We start from the raw sequence: 26,167 nt of genomic DNA, 5'->3' as shown, positions 1-26,167 counted from the left end.
GGGGTAACCCGTCCGGACTACACCCGAACGGGTGGAACGGCGCGAGGGGAGGTGACACTTCCGCCGCGGGCCGATGGTGCGCGGGTGACAACTTTTTCGGCGGCCTTTTCGGACGGCTCAGCCGGCCAAGAGGCGGGCGACGACGTCGTCGAGCGTCAGCCGCGCGGGCGTGGTCCCCGAGACGAACTCGTTCAGCAGCAGGCAGAACCCGTCCGGGTCGGCCACGTGCGGAAAGTGTTTCACGTTTTCCAGCACCGTCAAGCGGCTGTCCGGCAGCAATGTCGCCGTCCGGCGCCCGTGCGCGGCCGGGATCAGCGGGTCGCGCGCGCCCCAGACCAGCAGCATCGGCACCGACTCGGCCAGGTAGAGCTTCTCCACGGCGCTCGCGCGCTGGCCGCGCAGGTCGATCAGGCTGCGCGCGATGGCGAGGAACGCGCGCCGCCGCCCGGGGTCGGCCAGCGAGCCGAAGTGCCTGGCCAGTTCCCGTGTTTCAGATTTCAACGATCCCCCGAGCCGGCGGCCGACCCCGGCCACGGCCCGCGCGAGGGCGAGCGTCCACCGGTTGACCGTCAGCGCCAGGAAGACCGGCGCCCCCGGCAGCGCGGTCGCCCGCAGCACGGGGCTGACTTCCGGGCCGAGGCCGGCGCTGCCGACCAGCACGAGCCGGTCGCACATTTCCGGGAACTGGTAGGCGAACTGCATCGCGATGCCCCCGCCGAGCGAGTGGCCGACGACGGTCGCGTGCCGCACGCCGGACACCGCGAGCACGTCCCGCACGATGCTCGCCATCGCGCCGAGGCCGTAGTCCGTGCGCGGTGCGTCGGAATCCCCGTGCCCGGGCAGGTCCGGGGCGAGGACGCGGCGGCCGAGCCCGGCGCACCGCTGCAGCACCGGCGCCCAGGTTCCGGCGCTGCCCGCGATCCCGTGCAGCAGCACGATCGCTTCGTCGCCGTCGTCCGTCGCGGGCAGGTGCTCGTGCACCCGGACGCGCCGGCCGTGCAAGGTGAGGTCGTGGGTTCGGAGTGTCATCGGCGCCCTTTCTCGCGGAGCCGAAAATAGGGCATCCGACCACTTCCGCCGATGTGGTGAAGACCACCCCGGCGAAATCCGCACCGAGCATGACAAGAAGTTTTGCGGAAAGACGCGCACGCGTGCGGGTTTCCGGGAAGCACGGGGAAAGTGTATCGACATTCCGGTGGTATCCGGGTAATTCTCGAAGGCATGGTCGCAATGACGCACCGGAAGCGCTGATGTCCTGCCGCGCGAGTATTCATTTCGCCCCGCCCCTGCCGCGCCGCCGCCCGGGGCACCGTCCCTGGCGCCGGGTGCTGCCGATGCCGGTGCGCACGCTGGACCGCGTGCTGAGCGGGCCGTCACACGCACGGGGAGCTGCGCAAGGGAGCCGCTGAGCACCTGCGCGGGCGAGGCTCGAGGCGTCAGCTCTCCGGGGGCCGGTGGGCGCGCATCAGCCGTTGCGCGCGCAAGGCCAGCTGCATGCCCAGGCGGTCGTCCGCGTCCTTCAACCGGTCGCCGAACAGCTCCTCCAGCTGGCGCAAGCGGTTGCGGACCGTCTGCGGGTGCACCCCCAGGCGCTGGGCGATCTCCGGCGCGCCACCGCGGGTCTCCAGCCAGGCCAGCAGGGTCTCGCCCAGCCGGTCACGCTGCTTCTCGGTCAGCGAAGCGAACGGGTCGAGGCTTTGGCGGGCCAGCTCCGCGGCCAGGAAGTCCTCGGCCAGCAGCCAGAGCGTGGCCAGGTGGTCGCGGCACCAGATGATCGGGCCCGGGGTGTCCGGGCCGGACAGCGACAGCGCCCGGCGGGCCGTGCGCAGGGCGGCCGGGGCGTCGGCCAGGGGCACCGTCGGGGAGACCGCCGCGCGCCAGCCGTCGAGCTTGGCCTCCAGCGGGGTCAGTTCCGCGTCGGGGTCGCGGGTCAGCAGGTGCGGCTCGGGGCCGTCGAGATCGGCCAGGACACCGTCGCCGAGCAGGTCGGCGGGGAAGTCGGCCGCGTCCGGGCCGCGCTCGAGGGCGACCATCGCCGCCGTCTCCGGCAGGGGCCAGCCCGCGCCGCCGGCCAGCTCCGCGATGCTGCTCGCGGCGCCTTCCGGGGCCTGGACGATCAGCTCCAGCAGGCGCCGCCGCCGGACCGGGACGGCGCCCTCGGCCTTCGCCTGCGCCTCCTGGTAGCCCTCGATCGCGGTGGCGCACAGCTCGTCGACGTAGGCGAAGATGGCCTCCGCCGCGACCGAGATCACGGCCGGGTCGACGCCCGCCGCGACGACGCCGGGGTGCATCGCCCGCCAGGCCACCCTGGCCCCGAGCGTGGCGCTGTCCTGCAGCGCGTCGAGGTTGCGGCCTTCGGTGAACTCGATCCGGCCGCGGCCGCGGTAGAACTCGATCCAGTGGTCGTGGGACAGGGCCGGCTCGCCCATCGAGTCGACGCAGTGCTGCACCGCGTACTCGACGCTCTTGACCAGTACCTTCCCGAAGACGCCCTTGAGCGGCTGGCCGTAGGCCGGGACCGTGCGCTGGACCTCCTGGATCATCGCGGCCGCGGCGTGCCCGACGTGCGGGCGCAGGCCCGCGCCGAGCGCGCGTGGCAGCGAAGCCAGCAGGCGGAAGCTGCGGTACTCGACCACCAATCCCCCTTCGAGTCCGGTGTCGGCTGAGCGTATCCGACCGGTGCGTGACTGAATAATCAACGACTGGTTCCCTGAAAGGGTGACGCGCACCCGTCCTTTTGACACGGACGGGTGGGCGTTCTACGCTCCGTGTCAGGTGGCGGGGTTATTTCTGAGGCGCCAATTCCCAGTGGAGGACTGAATTCCCCATGCGCGTTCCCGCTGCCTCGGACGGCTCAGTGTGGGCTCGCCTGCCGCACGAACTCGGCGACGTCGTGCGCCCGCGGATCCCGGAGATCGCCCGGGCCTGCGTGGATGCCATCGCCGCCGAGGTTCCGGAATATTCCGGGAGTTTCGCCCCCGGCCCGGCGCGCGTCGCCGCGATCGAGCAGACGCGGCGCGGGATCGAGCGCGACATCGACCGCGTCGGCACGCCCGCGATGTGGCAGGCCGACCGGCTCGCCGAGTTCCGCGGGCACGGGCGCGCGGCGTTCCACAATGGCCTGAGCCGCGAGGCCGTGCAGGCGGCCGTGCGCGTGTCGAGCCGCGTGACGTGGCGGTGGATCGCCGACACCGCACGGGAAGCGGGCTTGTCCGGCGATGTCCTGTACGGCGCGGCCGAGGGCATGTTCGCCGACGTCGAGACGTCGATGGCGGCGGTCGCGGAGGGCTACAGCGCGGCCGAAGCGGCGGTGTCCGGCACCGGCGAACGCCACCGCCGCGTGCTGCGCGCCCTCCTGGGCGGCCGCACACCGGCCGAAGTGGACGGTCTGGTCGCCGCGTCCGGGCTGCCGGTGCCGTCGCGCGTGGCGGCGGTGGCGTTCCGGGCGCTGCCGGGCGCCCCGGAGTTCCCGCCGGGCCTGCTGCCCGAGCACGTCCCGGCCGACCCGTCGGGCGACCCGCCGGCCGCGCTGACCTCGGCCCCGGACACGGACCTGGCCGGGCTGTCGGCCCTCCCGGCGGGCTGGACGGCGGCGGTGGGCCCGCTGGTGCCGGTGGCCTCGGCCCCGGAGTCGTTCCGGGTGGCCCGCCGCGCGGTCGACCTGGCGGCGCGCGGCCTGCTGGACGCGCCGGGCCCGGTGGTCTGGTGCCGCGACCACGTGACGACGCTGCTCCTGCTGGCGGACGAGTTCCTGGTGACGCAGCTCGCGGAGACGACGCTGGAGCCGCTGTCGAGCCTGTCCGGACGACGCCGCGAGCAGCTGGCGGAGACGTTGCTGGCCCTGGTCCAGACCCGGGGGAGCGCCCCGGAGCTGGGCCGCCTGCTCGACCTGCACCCGCAGACGATCCGGGCCCGGCTGAAGAAGCTGTCGGAGCTGTTCGGAGCGCGCTTGGACGACCCGGGCGAGCGCCTGCGGCTGGAGCTGGCCCTGCTGGCGGAGCGGGCGTTGCCGGGTCGCGATTGACGCGGTGCTTGCCGCGCCGGATGGCTTGGTCTGGGGCGCGGGATTGGTGCTGGGTCGGATCCGGGGGAGCGTCTGCGGCTGGAGCTGGCCCTGCTGGCGGAGCGGGCGTTGCCGGGTCGCGATTGACGCGGTGCTTGCCGCGCCGGGTGGCTTGGTCTGGGGCGCGGGATTGGTGCTGGGTCGGATCCGGGGGAGCGCCTGCGGCTGGAGCTGGCCCTGCTGGCGGAGCGGGCGTTGCCGGACCGCGACTGGCGAGACGTCATGAACGACTCTTTCCTGTCGTCAGGCGTGGTGAACGACTCGTTCATGACGTCCCCGCCCCGAGTGGCCTGGCGCGGGGCTGGGCTGGGCCCGGGGGGAGCGGCTGCGGCTGGAGCTGGCGCTGGTGGCGGAGCGGGCGTTGCCGGGCCGCGACTGGCGAGACGTCATGAACGACTCTTTCCTGTCGTCAGGCGTGGTGAACGACTCGTTCATGACGTCGCCGCGCCGAGTGGCCTGGTCCGGGGCGCGGGGATTGGCCCTGGGGAAGGGACCACGCCGGTCCTAAGCTCCCGGCATGACCGGATCGCGCACCGAGCGGCTGCGGCAGGCCGGCGACAACGCCGTCGCGATGTGGGCCGCGCTGGCCCGGGCTCGCGGGGACGGTGTCCTCGAACGCCCCGGCTTCGCCGCGATCGACGGCCGCCGGTTCCGGATCATGCTGCGCACCGGTGAGCCGGACGGGGAGACCACCCGGGAGCTCGCCGAACTCGCCCGGGGCAAGCGGGCCGAGGGCCGGGCCGTCGTGGTCGAGGATCCCTTCCGCGTGCTCGAGCTCCACGACCTCGGGATGACCGCGGGGCAGCTGCCGGTCATGGTCCGCGAACCCGCGCCCGTGCCGGACGAAGGGAGCGTCACCCGCGTCCGGACCGCCGCGGAGCTGGCCGTGGCCGAAGCCGTCGTCGTCGACGGCTTCCCGCTGGAGGAGTACCAGCCACTCGAACCCGGCACGGTCTTCCCCCGCGCGCTCCTGGACCAGGCCGTCTTCCTCAAGGGCGGCGAAGGCGCCTGCGTCACCATGGACCACGGCGGCGTCGGCGGCGTCTACTGGGTCACCACGCTGCCGGAACACCGCTCGAAGGGCGTCGGGCGGGCGCTCGTGCACGCCGTCCTACGGCACTTCGAGGACCGTCCCGTCACGCTGACCGCGGCCCGGGCCGGGAAGTCGCTCTACGACAAGCTCGGGTTCACCGAACTGGGGGACGCCAACTGGTGGCGCTGACCGCGGGAAGACCCACCGCCGGTAGCCGTACCAGCGGAACGCCGTCCCGCACAGCGTGCCCAGCACCATCCCCGCGACGAAGTCCGCGATCTCCTGCGCCAGGAAGCCCACGTGCGGCTCCTCCAGCCGCAGCACGTACCGCGACACCAGCGGCGGCACCAGGTTCACGGCCACCGCACCCGCGTTGACCACGAAGAACAGCGTTGCCTCGCGCAGCCGCTGGTGGCCGCCGCGGCCGGCGAACGACCAGCGGCGCGACAGCAGGTACGCGAACGCCGTCGAGGCGATCGTGGCGAGCGCGAGCGCCGTCACCGGCTTCTCCCGGAACACGGTGAGCTTCAGGCTGTAGTCGCCCAGTAGGGTGACCCCGTACGCGGCCAAGCCGACGACGGCGAAGCGGAGCAGCTCTCGCGGCTCGGGCATGGTTCCTCCAGGTGACGCCGACAGGGTGGAGGTCTTTCGATGGCACGCAAGGGCGAGGGGAGCGAGCTGCCCTCGGTCGCCGAACTGGTGGACCTCTCGCAGACGAGGCCGCTGATGATCCGCGGTGACCTCGACGCGAAGCTCGCCGAGGAGCCCGCGCCGGAACCGGAGACCAAGCCCGACCCGATCGCCATCCTCGACGCCGAACTGGCGGCGCCGGAGCCCGCGGACGGGCGCCCGCAGGACGCTCCGCCCGCCGGCACCTCGCGCCGGACCAAGCCGTTCATCCTCGCCGCCGGCGGGGTCGTCGCGCTCGGGCTGGCCGCCGTCGTGCTGTTCCAGCCGCACCAGGTCGGCGGGACGGCCGTGCCGCCGCCCGGGGCCGGCGCCCCAGTTCCGCCGCCGACCTCCAGCGAGGCGGTGGAGACGATGAGCGCGTCCGCCGAAGCGCCGCCGCTCACCGCGGAGGTGCACGATTCCCCGGCCAGGAAGCCGAGCGCGCCCGCCGTCGCGGGCCGCAAACCCGCGGGACCCGCGACGACGGCGCCGCCACCGGACCAGCAGGACCAGTGGCGCGAGTACGTCAGCTCGGTGATCAGCTCCTGGCAGCAGCGCCCGCACGGCGGGCGCACCCGCTGATCAGCAGTTCGAGCTCGCCGGCAGCTCGGCGATCCGGTCCTTGACGAAGGCCAGGACGTCGGCGTTGCCGGTGTAGACCAGCGTGATGTGGTCGGTGTCGTAGGTCTTCCACGTCTCGGCGACCCCGGCCGCGCAGTACGCCTTGTGCAGCGCGTCGGCCTGCGCGAACTGCACCAGCTGGTCGCCGGTGCCGTGGTACTGGAACACCGGCACCTTCGGCGGGGTGCCGCCGAGCTTGTTCTCGTTCAGCCGGGCCACCCACGCGGGCTTGATGTAGCCCGGGCCGGTCGTGTAGTCCGCGATCTTCTGGTTCGCGTACGTCGTGAGCAGCTCGAACGTGCATGCGCTCTGCTTCATTTCGGCGAGCTTCGCGCGGCCGTTGCCGCTGAGGAACGAGTCGAGCTGCAGCTCGGGGTAGGCCTGGTCGAGGCCCACCAGTGCGTAGGCGAACACGCCGAACCCGAACTTCCCGTCGAGCTGCAGCGTCACCTGGACCAGGTCCGCGGGCACCCCGCCGGCCGCGATCCCGACGAGGTTCAGCTCGGGTGCGTACACCGGCTGCAGCTCGCCGGCCCACGCCGCGGCGCCGCCGCCCTGGGAGTAGCCGCGGAAGACGACCTTCGCCGTCGGGGACAGCCCGGCCGCGGTGAGCCGCTGGGCCGCGCGGACGCCGTCGATCACCGCCGGGCCTTCGGCGCGGCCCACGACGTAGGTCGTCTTCGGCGTGCTCTGGTAGCCCTCGTAGTCCGGGACGGTGACGGCGTAGCCCGCGTCGAGCAGGTCGTCGAGGCCGGGCTGCTCGTAGAACGCGCCGATGTCGATCATCTTCGACGGCGTGCACGCGAACGCGGGGCCGTGCGTGCCCGGGTCGAACGAGACGATCGGGGCGGTGGCGCGGTTCGCGGTCTTCGGCACCAGCACGGTGCCGGTGACCGCGTCGGGCTGCCCGAGCGCGTTCGTCGACAGGTACATCACCTGCCACGCGTCGACCGACGCCTTGCGCGGGCCCGCGTTCGACGGGCGCCAGCGGAGCACGTCGCCCGGCTTCCCCGCGGGCAGCGGGGACGGCGGCGTGTAGAAGGAGTCGTCGGCCGGCCCGGTCCCGGCCGCGGGCGTGGGGGCCGCCGAAGCGGCGGGGGCGAGCGCCGTCGCGAGGACCAGCGCCACCAGCGCGGCGAGCACGCGGCGGGCGCTCACGCGCCGCTCCCGTAGACGCGCTTGCAGGTCGCGGACTCGCTGAAGGCCAGGTCGAGCTCGGGGTTGGCCTTGAGGTCCTTGATCGGGCCCTCCGGGTCGGCGAGCTGCCCCATGGTGGCGTCGGCTTCGGAGATGACCTTCCGCAGGCTGGCGTCGTCGGTGACCTTCGCCTGCTCCATCTTGGCCTTCGTCTCGCCGACCTTGGTCTTGGTCGCGGTGAGGTTGCCGGTGGCCTTGTCCACTGCGGACTGTCCATCCGGGACGGGCGGGACGCCGGCGCCGCGGATGCCGCCCGCCATGTCGTCGAGGGCGGAGCCGAGCCTGCTCAGGAAGTCGACCATCGCGTCGCGGGTCTTCACCGGGTCGGCGCTGTCGACCGCCGGTGGCTGCGAAAGCTTCGCCGAGCCCGCCGCCACCCCGGTGCACACCTTGTCGACCCAGGCGAGCGCCGCGGGGTCGGCGTGGCGGCCGGGGTCGGCCGCCGGGGCGTCCGAGCCACAGGCGGCGCACGACAGAAGTGCGGCCGCCGCCATTGCGAGCACCGCGCTGTGCATTCTTTTCATGGGTTTCGAAGCTACGCGGCGCGGTTGTCCGCGAGCAAGGAGAGAATGACCGGTTGGCACCTCCGTCAACATTCGGCGGCGGGGACTTGTCACGTGCGTCAGCGGTTCGGTGACAGCGCTGTGCTGGGGAAACCTTCCTCCGTCTGCTAGGAACCCGGCCCGGCCGACGTGCCCGTGTGACAATTTGCGGGTGTGGCGTGGCGTTTTCACCAAAAGCTCTTGATTGCCGCCATCCGCGCTCGTTAGCTTACGGTCGGTCGCGATTCTCGCAGAATGTGCGCGCCGTTTCGTATCACTGTTGATACACGGAAGGACCATCGTGAGTCACCCAAGAGGCAAGAAGAAGACGGTCGCGGCCGCCGCGGCCACGGCGGCGGTGGGGCTGGTCGCCACCGCACTCGTGCTCGGGGCGCAGACCAGTGCCGCCGACCCGATCTCGCTGACGCTGAACTACCACTGCACGCTCCCGCTGGTGGGTTCGCAGTCGCTGAAGGTGGTGATCAACACCGATCTGCCGACCACCGTCAACACCGGCCAGCCGACCGGCGCGTTCGACATCAAGGCCGTGTCCACGATCAACGCGGACACCGTCGCCGGCCTCAGCCTGATCGGTGCCACGACGATCGAGGGCACCGCGACGGCGGCCGCGACCGTCGCCGCGCCGAGCCTCAACCTGCCGGTGAACGTCCCGATCACGCTGGACAAGACGAACATCCCGGCTTCGGGTGAGCTGAACATCAACGCGTCGGGCAAGACGCCGTCGCTGACGTTCACCCAGCCCGGGCAGGCGAAGATCACCGTCGGCGACCTGAACCTCAAGGTCACCCCGCGCAAGGCCGACGGCTCGGTCACCGGCATCACGCCGGACGGCACCATCGACGCGCCCTGCACGCAGGACGCCGGCCAGAACAACACCCTGGCCACGATCACCATCGCGGGCGGTGGCGGCACGACCACGCCGACCACGACCCCGCCGGTGACCACGCCCCCGACCACCACCCCGCCGGTGACCACGCCGCCCACCACGACCCCGCCGGGCGGCGGCATCAAGTACTCCTTCGGCATCACCGGCCAGACCGCGCTGAAGTCGCTCGGCAGCACCGCGCCGATCACCGGCTCGTTCGACGCCGACGTCAACCTCTCGGCCAAGACGTTCACCGGCGACCTGAAGCTGAACCCGACGCACACCGACTTCAAGCTGTTCGGCTTCATCCAGGGCAGCTCGGACGTCAAGGTCGTGCAGAACGGCCAGCAGTCCGGTGAGCTCGTCGGCACCGGGTTCAAGGCGCACATCAAGTTCGACACGTTCCTCACCACGGTCAACCTGTTCGGCATCCCGATCAGCACCGACCCGAAGTGCGGCACGACCACGTCGTCGACCAGCGAAATGACCACCGGCCCCGACTTCGACCTGCTCAAGGGCGGGAAGCTCTCGGGCACCTACTCGCTGTCCGCGCTGCAGAACTGCGGTTCGTTCAACGACATCATCAGCGCGTTCGCCAAGAGCGACGGCAACACGCTGGACCTGGTGCTCACCAAGAAGTGACCCGAACTACCGGCCCCCGTCGCGCCGCGGCGGGGGCCGGTGCCATGCCCTCGAAGGGAGAGCCCGTGCGGAAAGCCCGGTCGTTGCTCGCGGCGGCCCTCGCCTGCCTGGTGCTGCCGCTCGCGGCCGTGCCCGCGCACGCGTCGACGCCGATCACCAAGAAGCTGAGCTACACCTGCCCGTTCCCGTTGATCGGGCTGCAGAAGCTGGACGTCGAGATCAAGGCGGCGTTCGACGTGCCGTCCGCGCCGGGGGGCACGTTCACCACGGCGGACCTCGCGGTCTCGGTGACCGTGCCCGACAAGTCCACCCGCGGCCTGGCACTGGTCGGCGCGGCGAGCATCGAAGGGACGGCGTCCGCAGGGGTGACGCTGACCAACGGCCCGCTGACGCTGCCACTGGCCCTGCCGCTCACGGTGGCGAAGACGGCGGTGCCGTCGTCGGGGCCGTTCACCACGCCGGCGACCGGCTCGGTCCCGCCGGTGCAGCTGCCGAACGCGGGCAAGACGGCGCTGACGATCGGCGACTTCAGCACGCGCCTCACGCCGAAGAAGGCCGACGGGTCGTTCACCGGGCTCGGCTCGTTCACCTCGGACTGCACGCTCGACGCCGGCCAGGACCCGGTGCTGCTGAGCTTCGACCTCGGCAGCACGCAGACCCGGCACGACTACGGCGTGACCGGCTCGACGACGCTCAAGGCCCTGGGGGCGACGGCACCGCTCACCGGGTCGTTCGCCGTTCCGGGCTTCGCGGCGGCGTTCGACCCGGCGAAGGCGGAGTTCAAGGTCTTCGGGTTCGTCCCCGGGACGGCGGACCTGCGGTTCACCCCCGACGGCCCGCAGACCGGCGAACTCACCGGGGACGGGTTCGTCGCGCACGCGAAGCTCGCGCTGGCGGTGCCGCAGGTGACGCTGTTCGGCCTGCCGGTCGCCGACGCGGGCTGCCGGGCGAGCGCACCGATCCCGGTGGACCTGCGCACGGGCACCGGCTTCGCGCTCGCCACCGGCGGCCCGGTGACCGGCGGGTTCGCGATCCCGGCGCTGACCGGCTGCGGCACGTTCACCGCGTACCTGAGTTCGCTGTTCCAAGGTGACGGCAACACGTTCGCCGTCACCTTGGCCGCGCGCTGACCGGCCGGCACGCGTACGTCGCCGAGAAGATCTCCGGATGTCCGTTGTTCCGAGCTGTCGATTTCGCCGCCTCTCGCGTGACGGGGTAGGAAAGGACCACGACGAGAGGAACGGCCATGGCGCAGTACGCGGTGCTGATCTACGAGCGGATCCCGCCCGAGGACCTGCCGAAGGAGATCATGGACCGGCACATCGGGCTGCCGGACCGGATCGGCGAGCTGGGCGGGAAGGTGACCGCGGGCCTGGCGCTGCAGCCCAACGAGACGGCCACCGCCCTCCGCGGCGACCTCGTCACCGACGGGCCGTTCGTGGAGACCAAGGAGGTGCTGGCCGGGGTGTACCTGCTCGAGGCCCGCGACCTCGACCACGCGCTCGCCTGCGCGAAGCTGACGCCGGTCGTCGAGGGCGGCGTCGAGGTCCGGCCGCTGATCGACTTCCAGGTGGTGCCGGACTGAGTCCCGCCGCCGACGCCGTCGCCGAGGCGCACCGTCGCGAGTGGGCCTCCGTGCTCGCCGCGACGGTGCGGGTCACCCGCGACCTCGACGAGGCCGAGGAGGCCGTGCAGGACGCCTACCTGCAGGCGCTGCAGCGCTGGGCGCGCGACGGCGTCCCGGACCGGCCCGGCGCGTGGCTGACCACGGTCGCGCGCCGGACCGCGCTCAACGGCGTCCGGCACCGGGAAGTGCTGCGGCGCAAGCTGCCGCTGCTGGTCGAGCCCGAGGCGACCGAGCCGCCGGAGCCGGCCGGGCCGATCCCGGACGACCGCCTGCGGCTCGTCTTCACCTGCTGCCACCCGGCGCTCGCGCAGGAGGCCCAGATCGCGCTGACGCTGCGGCTGGTGTGCGGGGTGGCGACCGCCGACATCGCGCACGCGTTCCTGGTGCCGGAGCCGACGATGGCCGCGCGGATCACGCGGGCGAAGAAGAAGATCGCGGCCGCGAGCATCCCGTACGCGGTGCCGTCGGCCGCGGACCTGCCCGCGCGGGTGTCGGTCGTGCTGACCGTCGTCCACCTGCTGTTCTCGGCCGGGCACACCGCGTCCACCGGCGCCGACCTGGTTCGCGACGAGCTGACCGGCCGCGCCCTCGACCTGGCGCGGATGCTGCGGGCCCTGCTGCCGGCCGACACCGAGGTCGCCGGGCTGCTGGCGCTCCTGCTCGTCCACCAGGCCCGCCGCACGACCCGGACCGACGGCACGGGCCGGTTGCTGCGGTTGGCGGAGCAGGACCGCACCCGCTGGGACACCGCGTCGATCGCCGAGGCCGACCGGCTCGTCGTCGAAGCGCTCAAGAGCGGGCCGCCGGGGCGGTTCAGCGTCCAGGCGGCGATCGCGGCACTGCACGCGCAGGCGCCGAGCTACGCCGACACGGACTGGCCGCAGATCCTCGCGCTGTACGACGTGCTGCTGGGCCTGTGGCCGTCCCCGGTGGTGGCGCTCAACCGCGCGGTCGCACTGTCCATGGTGGACGGTCCGGCGGCGGCCCTCGGCGAGCTCGCCCGCCTGGAGTCCGACGGCAGGCTGGCCGGCTACCGCTACTTGCCCGCCACGAAGGCGGACCTGCTGCACCGCCTCGGCCGCGACGCGGAGGCGGCTGAGGCGTACCGGGCGGCGCTGGCGTTGAGCGACAACGCCGTGGAGCAGGAGTTCCTCGCCGCCCGTCTGCCGCGGCCCTCCTGAACACTCACGAGGGCCTGAACAGCAGGACGAAGCCCGCGCCCGAAAGGACCAGCGCGGCCAGGAAGAACGCGCCGTGCCCGTAGGAGCGCGTCACGACGTCGCCGACCAGCTGCACGACCAGGTCCACGATGCCGAGCGCGCCCACGACCGCCAGCGCCGTCCGCATCCCCTTGACCCCGCGGTGCACGCCGTACACCAGAAGCGCGAAAAGCCCCGCGCAAAGCACGTACGCCAGCACCGCGACCGGCATCGGCAGAGCCGCCTCCACCGGGGTGCGCCGGCCGCCCAGCAGGGAACCGAGGAGCCAGCACGCGGTGGCTCCCCACCAGGCGAAAGCGGCTCGGGACGCGGGCACGCCCGGAGCGTAGGCCGGGCGAGCCCGGATCCGGCACGGCCACGAACCGAACTGTTACCCACCCGGTGTCGCATCGGGGTGCTATAAAGCGCTACCCCGGTGAGACCGGTTCCGCGGCCGTAGTGGGCCGGCGCCGGTGCCGCTAGGGTTGATCGTCTGGATGTGCTGGCTCGAGGGCAGCCGAACGGGAGAAGCCGGTGACCGCCGCGCACGACTCATCGTGGAATCCCGGCACCCGCCTGCGGGTGCTGTTGATCGAGGACGACGACGGCGACGCGCTGCTGGTCGAGGAGATGCTGGCGGACACGTCCGTGCCGTTCTCGCTCGAACGCGTCGAAACGCTCGCCGCCGCGCTGGTCGCCCCGCTCACGGCCGACTGCGTCGTGCTCGACCTCCAGCTGCCCGACGCGATGGGCCTCAGCGGGCTGACGAAGCTCGTCCAGCACGCGCCCGGGGTCGCCGTGGTCGTCCTGACCGGGCAGCACGACCAGGCCACCGGCGTCGCCGCGGTCGCCGCCGGCGCGCAGGACTACCTCGTCAAGGACCAGGTGGACGGGCCGCTGCTGGTGAAGGCGCTGCGCTTCGCCCGTGAACGCAAGCGCGCCGAGCAGGTCGAGCAGCAGTTCCTCCAGCAGCAGCTGCTCGCCCGGGAGAACGCGCGGCTCGAACGCGGCCTGCTGCCCGTCCCGCTGCTGCGCGACCCGCACCTCGACCTCGCCTCCCGCTACCGCCCCGGCCGCAACGGCTCCCTGCTGGGCGGCGACTTCTACGACGCCGTCGAGCTCGCCGACGGCAGTGTGCACATGATGATCGGCGACGTCTGCGGCCACGGCCCGGACGAAGCCGCGCTCGGCGTCGCGCTGCGGATCGCGTGGCGCTCGCTCGTGATGGCCGGCCTGCCGATGGCCGACGTGCTGAGCATGGTCGAGCGGGTACTGGTGAACGAGCGGATCGAGCCGCTGTTCGCCACCGTCTGCATGGTCGTCGTCGCGCCGGACCGAAGATCCCTGCGCCTGTCGCTGGCCGGGCACCTGCCGCCGCTGCTGCTCACCCCCGGCGACGGGCACCTGCTCGACGGCGGGCGCGTCGGCGTCCCGCTCGGCATCGTCGAGGGCGCGAAGTGGGACTCCCTCGACGTCCAGCTGGAGCCGGGCTGGTCGCTGCTGCTCTACACCGACGGCGTCTTCGAGGGCCGCGTCGGCGCCGGGTCCGAACGGCTGGGCCACGAGCGGATGGCCGAGCTCGTGCTCGACATCCTGCACCGCGGCGGGCTCGACGGCACCGACCTGCTCGACGAACTGATCGCCCGCGCCGAGCGGTTCAACTCCGGCCCGCTCGACGACGACGTCGCCCTCGCCCTGCTCTGCCACGACCCCGGGGAGTCCGCCCGATGACCGCTGACGCACGGGGCTGGTCGATCGGCCGCTGGCTGACCCTGCTCGCCGTCGCCGAAACCGTCCTGCTCCTCGCCGCGCTGATCGGCGGCGGGATCGCGCTCAACAACCTCACCGACGCCCGCAACCGCCTGCTCGACGTGATCGGGCCGCAGCGGCTGGCCGCCCTCCAGCTGTCGACGGCGCTGCTGAACCAGGAAACCGGCGTCCGCGGCTACCAGCTCGGCCGGCAGCCGGACTTCCTCACGCCCTACACCGACGGCGTCCGGGCCCAGGCCGACGCCGTCGGCCAGCTGCGGCAGTCCGGCGTGGTCCCGGGCACCGAGCTCGGCGACGACCTCGACGCCGTGCTGCGGGCGGCCCAGACTTGGCAGGCCACGGCCGCGCCCACCCTCGTGCCGGGCGCGCCGGTGGTGACGCCGGCCGAGGTCGAGCGCGGCCGGGAGCAGTTCGACGCGGTGCGCGCCGCGATGACCGCCCAGCTCGACCACCTCTCCGCCGTCCGCGACGCCGGGCGCGCCCAGCTCGACGCGGCGGCGGACCTGCTGACCGCGATGCTCGTCGCCATCGCCGTGCTGCTCGTGGTGCTGTTCACGGTGCTGTCCATCGGGCTGCGGCGGGTCATCACCCGGCCGATCCTCGACCTGGCCGGCGAGGTCCGGCAGGTCGCCGACCAGGACGTCCACCACCCGGTGCACGGCAGCGGGCCGCGGGAGATCGCGCAGCTCGGCGCCGACGTCGAAGCCATGCGGCAGCGCATCCTCGACGAGGTCGCCGAGCTGGAGCGCGCGCACGCGCTGCTCGACAAGCGCACGCGCGAGCTGGAGCGGTCCAACGCCGACCTGGAGCAGTTCGCCTACGTCGCTTCGCACGACTTGCAGGAACCGCTGCGGAAGGTGGCCAGCTTCTGCCAGCTGCTCCAGCGGCGCTACCAGGGCCTGCTCGACGAGCGCGGCGACCAGTACATCGAGTTCGCCGTCGACGGCGCGAAGCGGATGCAGGTCCTCATCAACGACCTGCTCGCGTTCTCGCGGGTCGGCCGGAAACCGGGCGAGCACGTCCTGGTCGGCGCGGACCGGCTGGTCGACGACGCGCTGGCGAACCTGGAGGTCGCGCTCTCGCTGAGCGGCGGCAAGGTCGCCCACGTCGACCTGCCCGAGGTGCGCGTCGAACCGGCGCTGATGACGGCGGTGTTCCAGAACCTGATCGGCAACGCGCTGAAGTTCAAGGGCGAGACGCCGCCGGAGGTGCGGGTCACCGCCGAGCGCGACGGCGACGACTGGGTGTTCTCGGTGTCGGACAACGGAATCGGCATCGACGCGGAGTACGCCGAACGGGTGTTCGCGCTGTTCCAGCGCCTGCACACGCGGACCGCCTACCCGGGCACCGGCATCGGTCTCGCCCTGTGCCGCCGGATCGTCGAGTACCACGGCGGCCGGATCTGGCTCGACACCGAAGCCACCGAAACGACCTTCCGGTTCACCTTGCCGGCCCGAACGGACAATGGGGAAGCATGACCCAGGCGCCCGCCCCGATCGACATCCTGCTCGTCGAGGACGACCCCGGCGACGTGCTGATGACGCGGGAAGCGTTCGAGCACCACAAGATCCGCAACGCGCTGCACGTCGCGGCCGACGGCGTCGAGGCGCTCGAGTTCCTCAACCGCGAGGGCCGGTTCCGGGAAGCGCCGCGGCCCGGGCTGATCCTGCTCGACCTCAACCTGCCCCGCAAGGACGGCCGGGAGCTGCTCGGGGAGATCAAGCAGAACCCGGACCTGCGCACGATCCCGGTCGTCGTGCTGACGACTTCCGAGGCGGAAGAGGACATCGTGCGCAGCTACGAGCTGCACGCCAACGCCTACGTCACCAAACCGGTCGACTTCGAGAAGTTCATCGAAGTGGTCCGGAAGATCGACGACTTCTGGGTCACCGTCGTGCAGCTCCCGCACCGGTAGCCGTTTGCCCGGGAGTGGGGCACCATAAGGGGCCGTGACGCCTTCCTCCCGGGATCTCCCCGCCACCGACCTGGCGGTCACGCTCGACTGGCGGGGCCGGGCCGCCGTGCTGGGCGTGGCGGGGGAGATCGATCTGCTCAGCGCGCCGGAGTTCGAGGACGTCGTCGACGCGGTGCTGGCCGAGGGCCCGGAGACGCTGGTGGTCGACCTGCGGTCGGTGACGTTCTTCTGCTCGGCGGGCCTGCAGGTGCTCGCCTCGGCGCACCGCAGGCTGGCCGAGCGCGCGCTGCGGGTGGTGAGCGATTCCCCGGTGACGTCCGGCCCGCTCAAGACGACCGGCCTCGACACGTGGATCAGCGTCCACCCGACGGTCGGCGAAGCGCTCGGATGACGGCCCCCGGCACGGAAGAAGGGCGAGCCCCGATGCACGAACCCGCCGGGTCGTTCCGCCGCCACGGCGTCGAAGCGGCCCCCGAGGCGCTCCGGCGACTCCGCCACGACCTGATGGCGTGGGTGCTGGCGGCGGGCGTCGACGAGGCCCGGGCGCGCGACATCGTGCTGGCCGCCTACGAAGCACTGGCGAACGTGGCCGACCACGCCTACGACGGCGCGGGCCCCGGAGTGGTCGACCTGGACGCGCGGGCGCACGAGGACCGGATCGAAGTGGTGATCAGCGACCACGGCCAGTGGCGCACCCCGGTGGTCGACCCGCGCCCGGTTTCCCCGCGGGGCCGCGGGTTGCTGCTGCTGCGCGCGAGCGCGGACCGCGCGGACATCGCCTCCGGCGAGGGCGGCACGGTGGTCACCCTGACCTGGGACCTCGACCCGGTCGTGAGTGAGAAACAGGGTTAGAACACCGTTTCCCACTCACGACCGCCGGGTCAGCTGTGGACGACCGCGCCCGTCTTCGGGTCGAGGGTGACCCTCTTGGCGCGGGGCCACCAGAAGTCGAACATCCCGTTCAGCGAGCCCGCGCGGGAGTCGAACGACGAGTCGCCGATCCGGCCGGCGAACCAGTTGTCCTCGATGAACTTCAGCACCGAGGTCTGGTCCGTCAGCGTGTGGTCGACGTGGTTCACCTTGCTGTACGGCGAAACCACCAGCAGCGGCAGCCGCGGGCCGTAGCCGCAGCGGTCCGCGTAACCGCCCAGCGTCGACGGCTTGCCCGTGCAGACCGCCTGGTCCTGCGCGGCGTCGTGCGAGCCGTTGATCACCTTCGACGCCTGGTGGTCGTACCAGCCGTCGGAGTCGTCGTACGCCAGCACGATCGCCGTCGACTTCCAGTCCGGGGACTGCTGGATCTTGTTGATCTCGCCGGCCACGAACTGCTGCTCGTCGAGCGGGTCCGAGTAGCCCGCGTGGCCGTCCTGGTACTCCGGAGCCTTCAGGAAGCTCACCGCGGGCATCGAGCCGGCCTTGAGCGAGTCGTCGAAGTCCGAAATGTCGTACTGGTGGTTCGCGCGGTCGGTCTGGCCGATCGCCTGCACCGACGACGGCGCGAGGTGCTTCGGGTTCGCCGTCGACGGGTAGTACTGGAACGGCTCGTGGTGCGGGCTGTAGTCCACGACCGCGTTGCCGCCGACGTTCGTGTGGGTCTGACCGCACACCGCGTAGCCGTTGGCCGAACCCGTCGGGCGGAAGCCGCCCTGGAACCAGCCCCACGTGACACGGCGCTGGTTGAGCAGGTCACCGATGTTCCGGCCGTGCATCGTGGCCAGGTTGTCCTTGCTCGTGTGGTTCTTGCCCGAGCAGTCGTCCCACGCCGGGTCCGGGTCGTTGATCATCGTGCCGACGCCGTTCGCGTCCGGCGACTGCACGGCGTAGGCGTCGCTGACCGGCTCGTGCGTCACCGGGTCGACCGCCTGCACGCCGTGGGTGTTGCCCGAGATCAGGTTCAGCGCGCCCGGCGTCGACGGCCCGAAGTTCGTGTCGAACGAGTTGTCGTTCAGCGCGTAGTTCTGGGCGTAGTTCCACATGCCGGTGACGGTGTTGCCGTCGTAGTAGTCCATCACGAGGCCGGGCTCGCCGAACAGGACCGGCTGGCCGGTGCACTTGTCCGTTTCGGTCTTCTCGACGAACTTGTCCATCTTGCCGCCGTTGAACGCGGCCTGCTCGGCGCCGTAGTTGTGGTTCTGGTCGCAGGTCAGCGCCTGCTCGTGGGTGAGCCGCTTCGGGTTGTACGCGTTCGGGTTGTCGGTCAGCAGCTTCTTGTCGAGGCCGTTGACCTTCGGGGTGCCGTGCGCGGCGGTGAACGGGGTGCCGTCGGTGTTGGCCGCGTTCGGGTAGGTGCCGAAGTAGTGGTCGAACGAAATGTTCTCGCCGAAGATAACCACGACGTGCTTGATCGGCGTCGACGTCGGGATCCAGTGCGCGGGGAAGAGGTTCAGCGGTTGGGCTTCCGCCGCGGTCGACGCGGAGCCGGTGACGATGGCCAGCGTGGCCACCGAGGCGAGGGCCCCGGCGCCGAGCAGGCCACGCCGTCGCCGGCGGGTTCTGGTGTCCACAGTGGAGATTCCTTTCGTGGTGGGAGCGGGTCAGGCGAGCAGGGTGCGGCCGAAGTGGTCGTCCGGGCCGGTGACGCCCGGCAGCGCGAAGAAGTAGCCGCCGCCGAACGGGGAGATGTAGTCGGTCAGGGGTTCGTCGGCCAGCCGCGTCTGGACCGCCTCGAACTGGCGCTCCAGGTCCTGCTGGTAGCAGACGAAGATCAGGCCCATGTCGAGGTTGCCGTTGCTGTCGACGCCGCGGTCGTAGTTCACCGCGCGGCGCAGGATCCGGCTGGCGTCGGTCTCCGGCGTGCGCGGGTTGGCCTTGCGGATGTGGCTGGTCAGCGGGATCACCGTGCCGATCGGGTCGTCGGCGTAGCGCGGGACGTCGGTCTCCTCGGTGCCGTCGAGCGGGGCGCCGGTGTCGCGGCGGCGGCCGAACATGTTCTCCTGCTCGGCCAGCGAAACCCGGTCCCAGAACTCCACGAGCATCCGGATCAGCCGGACCACCTGGTAGCTGCCGCCCGCGGTCCACGCGGGTTCGCCGGCTCCGGTCGTCCACACCAGACCGTCCACTTCGGACCCGGCCGGGTTGGCGGTGCCGTCCTTGAAGCCCATCAGGTTGCGCGGGGTGCCCGCCGGGCGCGGCGGGGAGCTGAACCCGGAGAGCTTCCAGCGCGGCTGCATGCCGCCGCGGGTCGCGCGGGCGATGTCACGCAGCGCGTGCAGCACGGTGTCGGTCGAGTTCGCCGACAGCGTCAGGCTGAGGTCGCCGTGGCACTGCGCGGGGTCGAGGGCGTCGCCGGGGAACGTCGTCATCGGCTTGAGCTTGGCCGGTTTGAGCTTCGCCAGGCCGAAGCGGTCGTCGAACAGCGACGAGCCCGCGCCGAGGACCACGCCCAGGTCGCCGCCGGGTACGACGGGCCCGAGCACCCCGGAGTCGGCGGGCGGCGCGCTGATGCCGAGCGCCGCGGGAGCTCCGCCGGTGGTGAGGAACCGGGCCCGGTCGGTGATCGCGCGGAAGAGGTCGGTCAGCTCCGCTTTGGACTCCGCGACGACGTCGAAGGAGGCGACGATCGTCTGTGCCGGCGGGTTCCGCAGGATGGCGGCCTGGTTCCGGCCGTGGAAGGCAACGGGCGCCGCGCTGTCGATGACGGCGGAGGACGCGCCGAGCCCGGCCCCGGCGGCGACGGTCAGGCCCGCGCCCACGGCGGCGCGGCGCAGGAAGGAACGGCGCGGCAGGCCGGTCACGAGACCCTCCTCGGCTCGGCGATCGCGGCGATCGGGGCCAGCAGTTCGGTCAGCTCGCTGACGTCGGCGTTGAGCTTTTGGCGCTGCGGCTGGGAAAGCCGCGCCAACGGGGTCCAGCTGCCGTCCGGGTGGTGCGCGGCGTCCAAAGCGGACTGCGTGCGCGTCAGCCAGCTGTCCACGTTGGACAGCTCCGGGTAGCGCGGGGCCAGCAGCGGGCGGAGGACGTCGAGCACCGCGCGCGTGCCGTCGAGGTTCGCGCGCGCCGTGGCCAGGGTGGTGCCGCTGCCGTAGTCGGTGCGGCCGGTGAGTTCGAACTGCAGCGTGTTCTCCATGATCTCGTGCGCGCGCAGCCCGAGGTCGTTGCCGTCGACCTGGCTGTCGCCGAAGGACGTCCGCAGCGCGCGGGCGTCGGTGTCGAGCCGGTCGGCGACGGCGGCGAGCGCGCCGAGGTCTTCGCCGTGCCAAAGGCCCTGCTCCAGGCGGTGGAAGCCGGTGAACCCGGGGTCGGCCGGGCCGGCGGGCAGGCCGTCGGCGGTGCCGTTGAGGACGCCGTCGGAGTCGCCGAACGCGTCGTAGGCGGCGCCGAGGCGTTCGTAGGTCAGGTGCGCGGTCAGCCAGGCGGCCTCGCTCGCCGCGCGGTCGCCGCCGTGGACGGCGTCCTTCAGCGCGCCGGTGTTCGCGACCAGCTCGCCGAGCCCGGTCGTGACGTGCTGCTGGTAGGCCTTGAGCGGGCCGAGCAGGTCGTTGTGCGTCACCGGCGCGACGCCCGGCCCGGTCCGGTCGGCCCCGCCGCTGACCCGCACGGCCGGCCCGACGATCGCGCTCGAGTCCTCGGGCAGGCAGCGGAACGCGTAGCTGCCGTTGCCGAGGTTGACCTGCAGCGGCCGGGTGGTGTCCGGGCCGAGGCCCTCGACCTCGCCGTAGATCACGCCGGTCGCCGGGTCGACCAGGTCGACTTCGGCGGTCACCGAGCCGGTGTTGTGCAGCCGGAACGTCTGCGGACCGGGCTTCGGCTCCGACCAGCCGGTGCCGCACGCCGAGCGCGAAACGGCGATCTCCGGATCCCCGGCGGCGGTGCTGCCGGGCCACCACACCACGGCAGCACCCGCCACGACGGCGAGCACGACCGCCGCCACGATCCAGCGAGCACGTACTGACCCCGGCACGCGCACTCTCCCGTCACTCGATCGGACCATCACCGGTCACGGATTATGCGAGCCTAACGCCCGCGAAACCGCATCGGATGGCGTCGATCGGAGGGAATTCACCCGGACTTCAGCCGGCCGCCCACGAAAGGGGGAGGATTCAGACTTTTCCGTGTGCCAGTTCTGTCGCGTTCAGGAGGTTCGACCGGTTGGCCGGGATCACGGAAGGGGGACGCCGGTTTCCAGCAGCGTCTTCAGGCTGGACAGCAGCGCGGGCCAGCCCTGGCTGCACATCGCCAGCGTCGTGCTGTCGTCGTCGAAGCCGTCGTGCAGCACGGTCAGCTTCACCAGTTCGCCCTGCGGTTCGAGGGTGAACGTGACCTTGGTGCGGCTTTCACCCTGCAGTTTCGCGAGCGTTTCCGCGTCGATGCCGTTCCCGTTCGCCCATTCTGCCGTGAAGGTGTGCCACGTGTAGGAAAGCCGGCGGAACGGATCCGATTCGAGGACGACCTGGTCCGGGTGTTCCGTTTTCGCGCCGCTTTCGCGCCAGATCATCGGCGAACCCTTTTTCCAGTCGGTTTCGAAGGAAACGCCCCAGTACTGGCGGGTGAAGGCCGGGTCGGTAAGCGCTTGCCAGAGCTTCTCCGGCGTCGTGTTGATGTAGGTCGTGTACGCGAATTCGTTCATCGGTCCGGACTCCAGTGCTCGTTTCAGGTCGGCCAGCGCGCCGGCCCGCCTGCGGTCGTAGCGGGTCATCCAGCGGTCGGCGATCGCGTTGATCGGGGCGGCGTCGAGGTGGTGCAGCTTTTCCCGGCCGCGCCAGGTCGTCGTGACCAGCCCGGCCGCCTCGAGCACGGCCAGGTGCTTGCTCACCGACTGGCGGGCCATCGCCAGCACCGCGCAGAGTTCGCGCAGGGTCTGGCCGTTGCGCTCGTTGAGCGCGTCCAGCAGTCGGCGGCGGCTGGGGTCGGCCAGTGCCTTGAAGACCTCGTCCATCGCGCTCGCTTCCGCGGTGTCCCGGCAAACGTGCAGCCGGTTGGCTGCCTTTCCGACGATAGGCAGCCGACCGGCTGCCTGTCAACCGGGGACTACCGGAAGCGGATCGCCGTGATGCCGGCGAGGACGAAGAACACGAGGACGACCAGCGTGCCGGTCTGGCCGCCGGACGAGCGGGTGACGACCTGGTCGACGGCCCCGGTCAGCCGCACCCCGCACTCGGCGACGACGGTGTGCCGCCCGGCTTCGATGCGGGTGAACTCGACGGGCGCGGTGAACGCGCCGGAGCTGTCGGTGCGGGCCTCGCCGACCTCGGCGCCGTCGGAGGTGAGCGTGACCGTGCGGTCGGGCTGGCAGCCCCGGCCCGACGCCGCGAGGGTCTCCCCGGGCTGGATGCTCGGCCGGTCGAGCACGAGTTCACCGGGCTTGGGCACGGTGCTGGTCGTGGTGGGGGTGCCGGGCGTGCCGGGCGGCGTGGTGGTGGTCGTCGCCGGCGGGGTCGTCGTGGTGGACGGCGGCGGGGTGGTGGTGCCGGGCGGGGTCGTGGTGGTGCCGGGCCGGGTCGGGCGCGTGGTCACGACCGGCGGGGTGGTGGTCGGGGGCGGCGGGGTCGTGGTCGGCGTGGCGGTGACCGTGAACCGGCTGCTCGCGGTGAGCGGCTGCTTGGTCCGGGCGTTGGTGCACGTGCCGGTGACCGGGTAGGTGCCCGGCTGGGCGCCGGCGGGCACCGTGGCCGCGACCGTGCCGCTGGTCTGCTGGAGCGTCGCGTTCCCCGTCCACATCGGCGTGCCGTTCCACGAAAAAGTGATCGCCGTGCCGCACGGGTAGAAATTCCAGGAAATGGTGAAAGAGCTCCCGGCCTTACCGCTTGACGGTTTCAAACCAACCGAAGATGTGTATTGTGCGTTGGCGTTGCCCGCGAACGTGAGCAGCAGCAACGTTCCGGCAACGGCGCCCAAAAACAGCCGAACCACGAATCTCATCGGACGTCCCTCCCCGGTGTGTGCTCGCTGTAGCATTCCGGACGAGTTGGATTACGCAAGTAGGGGATGCCCAATGGGACGTGTCATCGCGGCGGGGGTTGCGTTGGGTTTGTGCGCGGTGGTGCTCGGCGCGCCGGCCGCGTCGGCCGATTCCGGCTCGCTCGACGTGCAGGTGTCGATCGACCAGCGGCCGATCGAGGACGCCACCGTCCCGATCGACCCGGCGAGCCAGGTCGAGCTGAAGGTCGTGGCCACCAACTCCGGCACCGCGCCGGTGAAGGTCCGCAGCGTGCGGCTGTCGGGGGTCGCCCTCGCGCTGACGTTCTTCGCCTACGACACGACGGCGCCGTTCGAGGTGCCGGCCCGGGGCTCGGCGACCCGGACGTTCGTGCTCGACCTCGGTGACCTCAGCGGCCAGGCGACCGGGCTGCTTCCCTCGTCCGTGGAGCTGCTCGACGGCCAGCGCGTCACGCTCGGTGAAGCGACGACGGTCGCCGACGTCCGCGGCTCCGTCTGGTCGGTGTACGGCGTGTTCGGCCTGGCGATGCTCGTGCTGACGGTGCTCGCCTGGGCGGCCGCGCTGCTCGCGCTGGCCCGCCACCGGCTGGCGCCCAACCGCTGGCGCCGCGGCCTGCGGTTCCTGCCCGCCGGGTTCGGCACCGGCCTGGTCGCGGTGATCAGCCTGTCGGTGCTGCGGCTCGTCCCGCCGGAGCCGGCGGTCGAGATCCCGGTCGTGCTGGGCGCGGCGGCGATCGCGTTCCTGCTCGGCTACCTGACCCCGCACCCGGCACCCCCGGCGGTCACACCCCCCGAAGACGGCGCCACGGTCCGGCTGCCGCTGCCGTCCACGCAGGAATTCACCCGATGAGCGCACCGGCCGAGCTGATCGCCGCCCTGCCGCAGTACGACATCGGGGCGGAGATCGGCGAAGGCGGCATGGGCGTGGTGTTCGCGGGGGTGCACCGGACGCTCGGCCGCAGCGTCGCGATCAAGCAGCTGCCCTGGGACATCCTCGACCACGCGTCGAGCAGCGCGCTCTTCGACCGCGAGGCGCGGGTGCTCGCCAGCCTCGACCACCCGCACATCGTCCCGGTGTACGACTACGTCCGCACGGGCCGCGAGCACCTGCTGGTGATGGAGCGCCTCGACGGCGGGACGGTCCACAGCCGCTTCCACGGCGGCGGCGTCAGCGGCGAGCAGGCGTGCGCGATCGGCCTGGCGATGCTGGCCGGCCTGCACGCGGCGCACCGGGCCGGCGTCCTGCACCTCGACGTCAAGCCGCGCAACCTGCTGTTCAGCACGCAGGGCGTGGTGAAGGTGGCCGACTTCGGCATCGCGCGCGTGATCAGCGAGGGCGCGACCCTGGTGACCCACGGCGGCGAGATCCTCGGCACGCCGGCGTACATCGCACCGGAGCAGGCGATGGGCAACGCGCTCAGCCCGGCGGCGGACGTCTACGCGGCGGGCACGGTGCTGTACGAGCTGCTGTCGGGCCGGTTGCCGTTCGACAACACCCGCGGCGCGATCAGCATGATGCGCCAGCACATGTTCACCGACCCGGCGCCGATCGCGGGCGTGCCGATGCCGATCGCGGGCGTGGTGATGCGGAGCCTGGCCCGCGAGCTGGACTCCCGGTACCGGGAAGCGGAGTCGTTGGCGGCGGATCTGGCGTCCGCGGCGACGGCCGTTTACGGGCCCGGGTGGCTGGAGCGGTCCGGGGTGCCGGTGCTGCACCTGACGCCGAGGGTGATCGCGGGGCTGAACTCCCCGACGGGCCCGACCCCGCAGGCCGCGGCCCTCGGCGCGGCGGCCGGCGGTGCCGGCTTGGCGGGTGGCCCCGGCGCGCCTGGTTCCGCGGGCGGCGGCCCGGCGGTACCCGATCCCGCCCGGACCCGTCCCGTGCAGCGGCCCGGCGGGCCCAACCCCACCTTGGCCGCGCCGTACGACCACCTCGACCCGAACCCGACCGGCGGCTCGTCCGGCCGGCCACCCGAAAGCTCGTCAGCCGCCATCGCCTGGCTGCGGGCCGGCGCCGCCGTCGCCGCTCTCGTGCTGGTCGTCCTCGCGCTGCTCAACCCCGAACGGCTGCCGCACTCGGCGTCGCCGAGCCTGAACCTCGGGGGGACCGCCGTGTCGGCTCCGGTCGAGGTGGACCTCAGCAAGCCGCTCATCTTCAGCGGGCCCGGGAACCCGGGGCCGGTCGCGGTCGAGCTGTCCGCGGCCGGAATTCCGCTCGGTTCGGCCGAAACCGCCGCGAAGGCCGAGGGCAACGGCTTCACCGCGGAGCTCACCCTGCCCGGGATCGCGCGGTGGATCGTCGGCGGCGCGGTCACGGCGACCGTCCGGACCGGGCCGATCACCCAGACCTTCACGCTCCTCACCAGCCAGCACCCGCTGGCCAGCGCGATGGGCGCGGGCAGCCTCATCCTGGCGCTGTTCGCGCTGGCCTACCTCGAATCCGGGCTGCGCACGATCCGCAACGGCCACCGCTGGCGCGGCGCGCCGGTCGGCGGCCCGGTGCTGGGCGTCCTGTTCGGCGCCGCGGTGTGGCTCTGCGTTTCGGTGCTGCGCCTGCACGAACCGTCGCCGGGGTTCGGCGCCGGGTGCGCGGTGGCGGGGGCGCTCGCGGCCGGGCTGGTCGTCGCCGCGGCGCGGCGCCGGGCGTCCACAGTGGTCAGTCGACCATCCGGACGGTGACGTGCGGGCTGTAGCTCTTCCGCCTGCTCCACCCGGATTCGGCGCAGAGGCCCAGCTGGATGGCGCGGTCGGCGGGCGCCCAGTAGCCCGTGCGGACGAAGTAGCCCTCCATCGTGGTGAGCGCGCCCAGGCGTTTGCGGGCCGAGCACATTTCCCAGCCCCACTGCCGCCCGGTCTTTTCGACGCCGTTGCGCCGGACGGACAGGCACGGGTTGCCGACCGCGCGGATGTCGGCGTCACCCTCCGTGACGTAGACAACGCCGTCGATCTTGTAGAAGCGGTTGTTGTCGAGCAGGGAAACCTGCCCGGACAACGTGACCGCGACCTGGCGGCCTTCCTCGCCCGCGAGTGTCCAATCGAGACAGAATTCCTGGACCGGGAGTTCCAGCGACTGGGTCATGACGAGTTCCCCTGTTCTAGCCGTGTCCCTTCCCGAAGATAGGGATTT

Annotated in this window: 26 protein-coding genes; 14 read left to right on the top strand and 12 right to left on the bottom strand. The window is 72.2% G+C overall.

The annotated features are described in order from the left end of the window. Positions 1-117 precede the first annotated feature (117 nt). Both ACLJQM_RS16415 and ACLJQM_RS16410 read right to left on the bottom strand, forming a co-directional pair. Positions 118-1,029 (bottom strand): alpha/beta fold hydrolase, encoded by a 912-nt coding sequence (locus tag ACLJQM_RS16415; protein ID WP_410631916.1) that lies wholly within the window; start codon positions 1,027-1,029, stop codon positions 118-120. Between the two features lie 407 nt (positions 1,030-1,436). Next, entirely contained in the window at positions 1,437-2,639 is a 1,203-nt protein-coding gene (locus tag ACLJQM_RS16410; protein WP_410631915.1) for a PucR family transcriptional regulator, read from the bottom strand. Between the two features lie 188 nt (positions 2,640-2,827). On the opposite strand from ACLJQM_RS16410, the gene ACLJQM_RS16405 reads away from it, so the two are divergent. Together ACLJQM_RS16405 and ACLJQM_RS16400 are read left to right on the top strand one after the other, a co-directional pair. Further along, positions 2,828-4,024, top strand: a complete 1,197-nt coding sequence (locus ACLJQM_RS16405; protein ID WP_410631914.1) for a helix-turn-helix domain-containing protein — start codon at positions 2,828-2,830, stop codon at positions 4,022-4,024. Between the two features lie 556 nt (positions 4,025-4,580). Beyond that, complete coding sequence (locus ACLJQM_RS16400) at positions 4,581-5,285, top strand: GNAT family N-acetyltransferase (RefSeq protein WP_410631913.1); 705 nt, start codon at positions 4,581-4,583, stop codon at positions 5,283-5,285. Here the strand turns inward: ACLJQM_RS16400 and ACLJQM_RS16395 are convergent. Beyond that, entirely contained in the window at positions 5,175-5,708 is a 534-nt protein-coding gene (locus ACLJQM_RS16395; protein ID WP_247019437.1) for a GtrA family protein, read from the bottom strand. The genes ACLJQM_RS16400 and ACLJQM_RS16395 overlap by 111 nt on opposite strands. Positions 5,709-5,747: 39 nt before the next feature. On the opposite strand from ACLJQM_RS16395, the gene ACLJQM_RS16390 reads away from it, so the two are divergent. After that, positions 5,748-6,347, top strand: coding sequence for a hypothetical protein (locus tag ACLJQM_RS16390; RefSeq protein ID WP_410631912.1), 600 nt, complete (start codon positions 5,748-5,750; stop codon positions 6,345-6,347). Here ACLJQM_RS16390 and ACLJQM_RS16385 read toward each other — a convergent pair whose 3' ends face one another. Together ACLJQM_RS16385 and ACLJQM_RS16380 are read right to left on the bottom strand one after the other, a co-directional pair. Further along, on the bottom strand, positions 6,348-7,544 hold the full coding sequence (locus ACLJQM_RS16385; RefSeq protein WP_410631911.1) for a lipase family protein: 1,197 nt from the start codon (positions 7,542-7,544) through the stop codon (positions 6,348-6,350). After that, positions 7,541-8,107 (bottom strand): hypothetical protein, encoded by a 567-nt coding sequence (locus tag ACLJQM_RS16380; protein WP_247019441.1) that lies wholly within the window; start codon positions 8,105-8,107, stop codon positions 7,541-7,543. The genes ACLJQM_RS16385 and ACLJQM_RS16380 overlap by 4 nt, the downstream gene beginning before the upstream one ends. A gap of 319 nt (positions 8,108-8,426) precedes the next feature. On the opposite strand from ACLJQM_RS16380, the gene ACLJQM_RS16375 reads away from it, so the two are divergent. The 4 genes from ACLJQM_RS16375 to ACLJQM_RS16360 all read left to right on the top strand — a co-directional run bounded on the left by ACLJQM_RS16375 (position 8,427) and on the right by ACLJQM_RS16360 (position 12,461). Continuing rightward, complete coding sequence (locus ACLJQM_RS16375; RefSeq protein ID WP_410631910.1) at positions 8,427-9,653, top strand: DUF6801 domain-containing protein; 1,227 nt, start codon at positions 8,427-8,429, stop codon at positions 9,651-9,653. Between the two features lie 65 nt (positions 9,654-9,718). Then, a complete protein-coding gene (locus ACLJQM_RS16370; RefSeq protein ID WP_410631909.1) occupies positions 9,719-10,783 on the top strand; it encodes a DUF6801 domain-containing protein in 1,065 nt (354 codons plus the stop codon). A gap of 116 nt (positions 10,784-10,899) precedes the next feature. Beyond that, the gene (locus tag ACLJQM_RS16365) at positions 10,900-11,238 is read left to right on the top strand and encodes a YciI family protein (RefSeq protein ID WP_360765868.1); all 339 of its coding nucleotides are present in this window, start codon (positions 10,900-10,902) and stop codon (positions 11,236-11,238) included. A 50-nt stretch (positions 11,239-11,288) separates the two neighbouring features. Further along, a complete protein-coding gene (locus ACLJQM_RS16360; protein WP_410631908.1) occupies positions 11,289-12,461 on the top strand; it encodes an RNA polymerase sigma factor in 1,173 nt (390 codons plus the stop codon). 4 nt (positions 12,462-12,465) lie between these two features. Here ACLJQM_RS16360 and ACLJQM_RS16355 read toward each other — a convergent pair whose 3' ends face one another. Further along, positions 12,466-12,816, bottom strand: a complete 351-nt coding sequence (locus tag ACLJQM_RS16355; RefSeq protein ID WP_360765873.1) for a hypothetical protein — start codon at positions 12,814-12,816, stop codon at positions 12,466-12,468. Between the two features lie 197 nt (positions 12,817-13,013). On the opposite strand from ACLJQM_RS16355, the gene ACLJQM_RS16350 reads away from it, so the two are divergent. The 5 genes from ACLJQM_RS16350 to ACLJQM_RS16330 are packed head-to-tail and all read left to right on the top strand — an operon-like array spanning position 13,014 to position 17,016. After that, complete coding sequence (locus ACLJQM_RS16350) at positions 13,014-14,210, top strand: PP2C family protein-serine/threonine phosphatase (RefSeq protein ID WP_360765876.1); 1,197 nt, start codon at positions 13,014-13,016, stop codon at positions 14,208-14,210. Continuing rightward, the gene (locus ACLJQM_RS16345) at positions 14,207-15,727 is read left to right on the top strand and encodes a sensor histidine kinase (protein ID WP_360765878.1); all 1,521 of its coding nucleotides are present in this window, start codon (positions 14,207-14,209) and stop codon (positions 15,725-15,727) included. The genes ACLJQM_RS16350 and ACLJQM_RS16345 overlap by 4 nt, the downstream gene beginning before the upstream one ends. Next, the gene (locus tag ACLJQM_RS16340) at positions 15,724-16,164 is read left to right on the top strand and encodes a response regulator (protein ID WP_360765881.1); all 441 of its coding nucleotides are present in this window, start codon (positions 15,724-15,726) and stop codon (positions 16,162-16,164) included. Before ACLJQM_RS16345 ends, ACLJQM_RS16340 begins: the two co-directional genes overlap by 4 nt. Positions 16,165-16,198: 34 nt before the next feature. Continuing rightward, positions 16,199-16,555, top strand: coding sequence for an STAS domain-containing protein (locus ACLJQM_RS16335; RefSeq protein ID WP_410631907.1), 357 nt, complete (start codon positions 16,199-16,201; stop codon positions 16,553-16,555). Positions 16,556-16,587: 32 nt separating this feature from the next. After that, on the top strand, positions 16,588-17,016 hold the full coding sequence (locus tag ACLJQM_RS16330; protein WP_410631906.1) for an ATP-binding protein: 429 nt from the start codon (positions 16,588-16,590) through the stop codon (positions 17,014-17,016). 29 nt (positions 17,017-17,045) lie between these two features. Here the strand turns inward: ACLJQM_RS16330 and ACLJQM_RS16325 are convergent, their stop codons facing one another. The 5 genes from ACLJQM_RS16325 to ACLJQM_RS16305 form a co-directional block, all read right to left on the bottom strand. Next, positions 17,046-18,668 carry a phospholipase C gene (locus ACLJQM_RS16325; RefSeq protein WP_410631905.1) on the bottom strand — a complete coding sequence of 541 codons (1,623 nt, stop codon included), beginning with the start codon at positions 18,666-18,668 and terminating at the stop codon, positions 17,046-17,048. Between the two features lie 30 nt (positions 18,669-18,698). Then, positions 18,699-19,898, bottom strand: a complete 1,200-nt coding sequence (locus ACLJQM_RS16320) for a Dyp-type peroxidase (protein WP_410631904.1) — start codon at positions 19,896-19,898, stop codon at positions 18,699-18,701. Further along, positions 19,895-21,094, bottom strand: a complete 1,200-nt coding sequence (locus ACLJQM_RS16315; RefSeq protein ID WP_410631903.1) for an EfeM/EfeO family lipoprotein — start codon at positions 21,092-21,094, stop codon at positions 19,895-19,897. The genes ACLJQM_RS16320 and ACLJQM_RS16315 overlap by 4 nt, the downstream gene beginning before the upstream one ends. Before the next feature lie 168 nt (positions 21,095-21,262). Then, positions 21,263-22,039 carry an ArsR/SmtB family transcription factor gene (locus ACLJQM_RS16310; protein WP_410631902.1) on the bottom strand — a complete coding sequence of 259 codons (777 nt, stop codon included), beginning with the start codon at positions 22,037-22,039 and terminating at the stop codon, positions 21,263-21,265. Positions 22,040-22,131: 92 nt separating this feature from the next. Continuing rightward, positions 22,132-22,821 (bottom strand): hypothetical protein, encoded by a 690-nt coding sequence (locus tag ACLJQM_RS16305; RefSeq protein WP_360765901.1) that lies wholly within the window; start codon positions 22,819-22,821, stop codon positions 22,132-22,134. 274 nt (positions 22,822-23,095) lie between these two features. Here ACLJQM_RS16305 and ACLJQM_RS16300 point away from each other — a divergent pair, with 274 nt between their 5' ends. Then, entirely contained in the window at positions 23,096-23,890 is a 795-nt protein-coding gene (locus ACLJQM_RS16300) for a hypothetical protein (protein WP_360765904.1), read from the top strand. Beyond that, positions 23,887-25,719 (top strand): serine/threonine-protein kinase, encoded by a 1,833-nt coding sequence (locus ACLJQM_RS16295; RefSeq protein ID WP_410631901.1) that lies wholly within the window; start codon positions 23,887-23,889, stop codon positions 25,717-25,719. Before ACLJQM_RS16300 ends, ACLJQM_RS16295 begins: the two co-directional genes overlap by 4 nt. On the opposite strand, the gene ACLJQM_RS16290 is transcribed toward ACLJQM_RS16295, so the two are convergent. After that, positions 25,697-26,119 (bottom strand): hypothetical protein, encoded by a 423-nt coding sequence (locus ACLJQM_RS16290; protein ID WP_247019464.1) that lies wholly within the window; start codon positions 26,117-26,119, stop codon positions 25,697-25,699. The two genes, ACLJQM_RS16295 and ACLJQM_RS16290, sit on opposite strands and share 23 nt — an antisense overlap. Positions 26,120-26,167: the final 48 nt, after the last annotated feature.

This window comes from Amycolatopsis sp. cmx-4-83, from assembly GCF_046548815.1.
Lineage (GTDB): Bacteria > Actinomycetota > Actinomycetes > Mycobacteriales > Pseudonocardiaceae > Amycolatopsis > Amycolatopsis pretoriensis_A.
This window is presented reverse-complemented; position numbering and strand designations above follow the sequence as displayed.

Excerpts from the sequence above, each read along its gene's own strand:
- ACLJQM_RS16310 (WP_410631902.1), bottom strand. The coding sequence starts at position 22,039 with ATGGACGAGGTCTTCAAGGCACTGGCCGACCCCAGCCGCCGCCGACTG.
- ACLJQM_RS16390 (WP_410631912.1), top strand. The coding sequence starts at position 5,748 with ATGGCACGCAAGGGCGAGGGGAGCGAGCTGCCCTCGGTCGCCGAACTG.
- ACLJQM_RS16295 (WP_410631901.1), top strand. The coding sequence starts at position 23,887 with ATGAGCGCACCGGCCGAGCTGATCGCCGCCCTGCCGCAGTACGACATC.
- ACLJQM_RS16300 (WP_360765904.1), top strand. The coding sequence starts at position 23,096 with ATGGGACGTGTCATCGCGGCGGGGGTTGCGTTGGGTTTGTGCGCGGTG.
- ACLJQM_RS16415 (WP_410631916.1), bottom strand. The coding sequence starts at position 1,029 with ATGACACTCCGAACCCACGACCTCACCTTGCACGGCCGGCGCGTCCGG.
- ACLJQM_RS16330 (WP_410631906.1), top strand. The coding sequence starts at position 16,588 with ATGCACGAACCCGCCGGGTCGTTCCGCCGCCACGGCGTCGAAGCGGCC.
- ACLJQM_RS16395 (WP_247019437.1), bottom strand. The coding sequence starts at position 5,708 with ATGCCCGAGCCGCGAGAGCTGCTCCGCTTCGCCGTCGTCGGCTTGGCC.
- ACLJQM_RS16305 (WP_360765901.1), bottom strand. The coding sequence starts at position 22,821 with ATGTGGACGGGGAACGCGACGCTCCAGCAGACCAGCGGCACGGTCGCG.
- ACLJQM_RS16290 (WP_247019464.1), bottom strand. The coding sequence starts at position 26,119 with ATGACCCAGTCGCTGGAACTCCCGGTCCAGGAATTCTGTCTCGATTGG.
- ACLJQM_RS16340 (WP_360765881.1), top strand. The coding sequence starts at position 15,724 with ATGACCCAGGCGCCCGCCCCGATCGACATCCTGCTCGTCGAGGACGAC.
- ACLJQM_RS16400 (WP_410631913.1), top strand. The coding sequence starts at position 4,581 with ATGACCGGATCGCGCACCGAGCGGCTGCGGCAGGCCGGCGACAACGCC.
- ACLJQM_RS16345 (WP_360765878.1), top strand. The coding sequence starts at position 14,207 with ATGACCGCTGACGCACGGGGCTGGTCGATCGGCCGCTGGCTGACCCTG.
- ACLJQM_RS16315 (WP_410631903.1), bottom strand. The coding sequence starts at position 21,094 with ATGGTCCGATCGAGTGACGGGAGAGTGCGCGTGCCGGGGTCAGTACGT.
- ACLJQM_RS16405 (WP_410631914.1), top strand. The coding sequence starts at position 2,828 with ATGCGCGTTCCCGCTGCCTCGGACGGCTCAGTGTGGGCTCGCCTGCCG.
- ACLJQM_RS16380 (WP_247019441.1), bottom strand. The coding sequence starts at position 8,107 with ATGAAAAGAATGCACAGCGCGGTGCTCGCAATGGCGGCGGCCGCACTT.
- ACLJQM_RS16365 (WP_360765868.1), top strand. The coding sequence starts at position 10,900 with ATGGCGCAGTACGCGGTGCTGATCTACGAGCGGATCCCGCCCGAGGAC.